Source organism: Streptomyces sp. NPDC006265 (assembly GCF_040613555.1).
Lineage (GTDB): Bacteria > Actinomycetota > Actinomycetes > Streptomycetales > Streptomycetaceae > Streptomyces.
Map to the genome: position 1 here is coordinate 1 of NZ_JBEXSH010000780.1, position 4403 is coordinate 4403.

Genomic DNA, 4403 nt, shown 5'->3' on the forward strand with positions numbered 1-4403 from the left:
TTGCCGAACCACTTGGTGTAGTCGTACACGTAACCGGGGGCGTGCCAGGTTGAGGAGCTTGCCGGCCTTCTTGGCCGCCGCCAGCCCGCCGTCGGCCAGGACGGCGACGCCCGCCGAGTCGTAGCCCCGGTACTCCAGCCGCTTCAGCCCGGCCATCACGACATCGAGCGCCGACTGCGGCCCCACGTATCCCACGATTCCGCACATAGGGCGCAGCCTACGGGCCGACGCCCTCGCGAAAGCCCCCCATCGTGCCCGAAATCGGAAATTCGAGGGAGGGTCCGTCGCCTGAACCGCCTACCTGGAAACCTGACCGTAACGGAAGAGATCGGGCCGTCCCGGGTGGCTGCTCAGCGCGACGACTTGGAGTACCTCCCCGTGCAGGGACTCGGCTGCTCGCCGAGCGAAGACCGGTCGAGGTCATGTTCCCTGTCGGTGAGAGATCGGTGACGGCCCTTTCCCACCCGACAGCGGTACGGCCGGGGCAGGACCTGAGGCGGCACCCCACTCACCGAGAAGGCCCGGGCGCCGCACCACGGTCGGGCGCCCGGGCGGACCTGTGCGGTCCGCCGACACACACCGCGCGTCGACCTTACTGCGTCACAGAACGGACACACGGTCTGTCCGCGGCGCTCACACCCCTGCATGATTCCCCCAGCACCAGCGACCCGGAGGAGATATTGAGCGCGCCCGCACGCCGACGAGAGCAACAGTCCGAGCCGTCGGGCTGCGCAGGCTGCGCCTACGCCATCGCCGCCCTCATGGCAGGGAGCTTGGCCCTGGTCATGGTGGCCGACGGACTGGGAGCGGCAGCCCTCCTGCCGCTGGTCCTGTTCGCCGGCGGTCTCGTCGCACACTCCAGGTACAACATCCGCCAGGCGACCGAACAGCGACGGCTCCAGGCGATCCAGTCCACCGAGATCACCCGCTACCACGCGATGAACCCGCGCGAATTCGAGCAGGCCATCGCCTTCCTCTGCGAGCGCGACGGCTGCACCGACGCGCGGGTCGTCGGAGGGGCCGGCGACCTCGGCGCCGACGTCCTCGCCACCGCGCCCGACGGGCGGCACATCGTGGTCCAGTGCAAGCGTTACGGTCCCACCACCAAAGTCGGCAGCCCGGACCTCCAGCGGTTCGGCGGCACCTGCTTCAGCGTCCACGGCGCACAGGTCGCCGCAGTCGTCACCACATCCGTCTTCACCCAGCCCGCCATCAACTACGGCACACAGCACGGAATCCGCCTGTTCGATCACGCAGCACTCGCGGCCTGGGCGACCCACACCGGCCCAGCACCGTGGATGTAGGAAGCCCGCACCACCCGCGCCTGTCTCATCATCGTCGTATCGGCCGGGCCGGCGACCCGGCCAAGGGGACCGACGCGTTCGACCAGCCCCAGCAGCCGGCCGGTGAACAGCAGGTTCTCGGTGCCGGTCAGGTTCGCGTCGACCGCCCCGTACTGCCCGGTCAGCCCGGCGAGGGAGCAACGACCCCGGCCTCCCGGACCACATCGTGGCCGGCCACCCGGGCCCTGCCTCCGTCGGGCCGGAGCAGCGTTGCGAAGATCCGCACCGCCGTCGTCCTGCCCGCGCCCTTGGGCCCAGCAGCCCGAGCACCGTGCCCTTGCCGGCCGCCAGGTCGACAACCGCCAGCGCCTCGGCATCCCTGAACCGTTTGACCAGACCTTCCGCCTCTATCGCATACGTCATGGGGCACCCCTGGGGTTCGTGAACCCCGGCCTGGGCTCACCCTTCCCACAGCTGTGACGCACGCCACCGACATTCCTCCTCTTGGCCGGTTTTCTCCCCGATGAACCGACCTGAAGAGCGTGCGTGACGGATCCCACCCCACCATCCGTTCGTACGCCCGTAACAATGGACTGTGATCTCTCCGGTCTCCTCGATGCCACGGAGCGCCCACCGGCCCCGCCCGGAGGCGACTCCCTACGTCGACCTCACCCGAGCCGAGTGGAGCGCGCTGCGCGACAAGACGCCGCTGCCGCTCACGGCCGAGGAGGTCGAGAAGCTGCGCGGTCTCGGCGACGTGATCGACCTCGACGAGGTGCGGGACATCTATCTCCCACTGTCCCGCCTGCTCAATCTCTACGTCGGTGCCACCGACGGGCTCAGAGGCGCGCTGAACACGTTCCTGGGCGAACAGGGCTCCCAGTCGGGCACCCCCTTCGTCATAGGAGTGGCCGGCTCGGTCGCCGTGGGCAAGTCGACGGTCGCCCGCCTCCTCCAGGCCCTGCTCTCCCGCTGGCCCGAGCACCCGCGCGTCGAGCTGGTCACCACCGACGGCTTCCTGCTCCCCACCAAAGAGCTCAAGGCCCGCGGCCTGATGTCCCGCAAGGGCTTCCCGGAGTCCTACGACCGCCGCGCCCTGACTCGCTTCGTCGCCGACATCAAGGCCGGCAAGGACGAGGTCACCGCGCCCGTCTACTCCCACCTGATCTACGACATCGTCCCCGACAAGAGGCTCACGGTCCGCCGCCCGGACATCCTGATCGTCGAGGGCCTGAACGTCCTCCAGCCGGCCCTGCCCGGCAAGGACGGCCGCACCCGGGTCGGTCTCGCCGACTACTTCGACTTCAGCGTGTACGTCGACGCCCGTGTCGAGGACGTCGAGACCTGGTACCTCAACCGCTTCCGCAAGCTGCGTGCGACCGCCTTCCAGAACCCCTCCTCGTACTTCCGCAAATACACCCAGGTCTCCGAGGAGGAGGCCCTCGACTACGCCCGCACCATGTGGCGCACGATCAACCGGCCCAACCTGGTCGAGAACATCGCCCCGACCCGCGGCCGCGCCGCCCTCGTCCTGCGCAAGGGCCCGGACCACAAGGTGCAACGGCTCAGCCTGCGCAAGTTGTGACGCCGGTCGAGAAGGCGGATCAGACGGGCGCCATGCTCCATCTGCGTCTGATCACACCGTCCGACCGGACCGACGAGGTGGTCCGGCTGATCGAGAAGCGCTCGGCACCACCCGCCTCGTCGTGCTGACGGGTACCGCCCGCAACGGGCAAACGGTGCCTGCCGCGGCACTGGAAGGGGCTTGGGGACCAGTGCCCCAGGGGGCGCGGGGAACTGCGCGACACGCCACGACGGACGGTCAGCCCGCGGCCAACCGCAGCCCCACCCCCTTCCCGGTTCACTACCCGAGCGCGGACTTCACCGCATCGGCCAACCGCCCCGCAACAGACCGAGCCTGCTCGATATCAGCCGCCTCGACCATCACGCGAACCAACTGCTCCGTCCCGGAGGGCCGCAGCAGCACCCGCCCGGTCTCCCCGAGCTCCCGCTCCGCATCCGAAACCGCCGCCGACAGCTCCGCGGACGTCCCCACCCGCGTCCTGTCGACATCCGGCACATTGATCAGCACCTGCGGCAGCCGCTCCATGACACCGGCGAGATCCGCAAGCGTCCGCCCGCTCTGAGCCACCCGCGCCGCCAGCAGCAGCCCGGTCAGCGTCCCGTCGCCGGTCGTCGCGTGGTCGAGGACGATGACGTGCCCGGACTGCTCGCCCCCGAGGGCGAACCCGTGCTGCTTCATCTCCTCGAGCACGTACCGGTCACCGACGGCGGTCTGCACCAGCCGGATGCCCTCCCGCTCCATGGCGAGCTTGAACCCGAGGTTGGACATCACCGTGGCGACGACCGTGTCGGACCGCAGCACGGACCGCTCCCGCATCGCCAGCGCGAGCACGGCGAGGATCTGGTCCCCGTCCACCTCCGCACCGGTGTGGTCGACGGCGAGGCACCGGTCGGCGTCACCGTCGTGCGCGATGCCGAGATCGGCCCCGTGCTCGACGACGGCGGCCTTGATCTTGTCCAGGTGCGTCGAACCGCACCCGTCGTTGATGTTGAGCCCGTCGGGCTCGGCCCCGATCGTGACGACCTCGGCACCGGCCTGCTGGAACGCCTCCGGCGACACCCGGGCGGCGGCGCCGTGCGCCTCGTCGAGGACGACCTTCAGCCCGTCGAGCCGGTTGGGCAGGACACCCAGCAGATGCGCGACGTACCGGTCGGAGCCCTCCTCGTAGTCGCCTACGCGGCCCACTCCGGACCCGGTCGGCCGGTCCCACGGGGCGCCGGTGCGGTGCTCCTCGTAGACGGACTCGATCCGGTCCTCCAGCTCGTCGGCGAGCTTGTGCCCACCGCGGGCGAAGAACTTGATGCCGTTGTCGGGCATGGCGTTGTGGCTCGCGGAGAGCATCACACCGAGGTCGGCGCCGAGCTCCCCGGTCAGGTGGGCCACGGCGGGGGTCGGCAGCACGCCGACCCGCAGGACGTCCACGCCGGCGCTGGCGAGGCCCCGGAAGCCCTCGTACTGGACGTACGTGGGGTTTCGGCCGGTGCGGCGAGTGGGGGTACCCCCTGCTCGAGCGGAGTCGAGAGCTCGGGGGAGCG

At 70.1% G+C, this 4403-nt stretch carries 3 protein-coding genes and 3 pseudogenes; 3 read left to right on the forward strand and 3 right to left on the reverse strand.

Features of this window, described 5'->3' with window-relative positions; genetic code table 11:
* Positions 1-207: pseudogene (locus ABZ281_RS39760) on the reverse strand (hypothetical protein); the annotation flags it as partial.
* 722 nt (positions 208-929) lie between these two features.
* On the opposite strand from ABZ281_RS39760, the pseudogene ABZ281_RS39765 reads away from it, so the two are divergent.
* Positions 930-1304 (forward strand): annotated as a pseudogene (locus ABZ281_RS39765) (restriction endonuclease); the annotation flags it as partial.
* A gap of 86 nt (positions 1305-1390) precedes the next feature.
* On the opposite strand, the pseudogene ABZ281_RS39770 reads toward ABZ281_RS39765, so the two are convergent.
* Positions 1391-1706 (reverse strand): annotated as a pseudogene (locus tag ABZ281_RS39770) (ATP-binding cassette domain-containing protein); the annotation flags it as partial.
* 193 nt (positions 1707-1899) lie between these two features.
* Here ABZ281_RS39770 and coaA point away from each other — a divergent pair.
* A complete protein-coding gene (gene coaA / locus ABZ281_RS39775; RefSeq protein WP_356662854.1) occupies positions 1900-2868 on the forward strand; it encodes a type I pantothenate kinase in 969 nt (322 codons plus the stop codon).
* Entirely contained in the window at positions 2865-2996 is a 132-nt protein-coding gene (locus ABZ281_RS39780) for a hypothetical protein (RefSeq protein WP_356662855.1), read from the forward strand. The genes coaA and ABZ281_RS39780 overlap by 4 nt, the downstream gene beginning before the upstream one ends.
* Before the next feature lie 151 nt (positions 2997-3147).
* Here the strand turns inward: ABZ281_RS39780 and glmM are convergent.
* The coding region (glmM, locus tag ABZ281_RS39785; protein ID WP_356662856.1) for a phosphoglucosamine mutase at positions 3148-4403 on the reverse strand (1256 nt) is incomplete at its 5' end.

Excerpts from the sequence above, each read along its gene's own strand:
- coaA (WP_356662854.1), top strand. The coding sequence starts at position 1,900 with ATGCCACGGAGCGCCCACCGGCCCCGCCCGGAGGCGACTCCCTACGTC.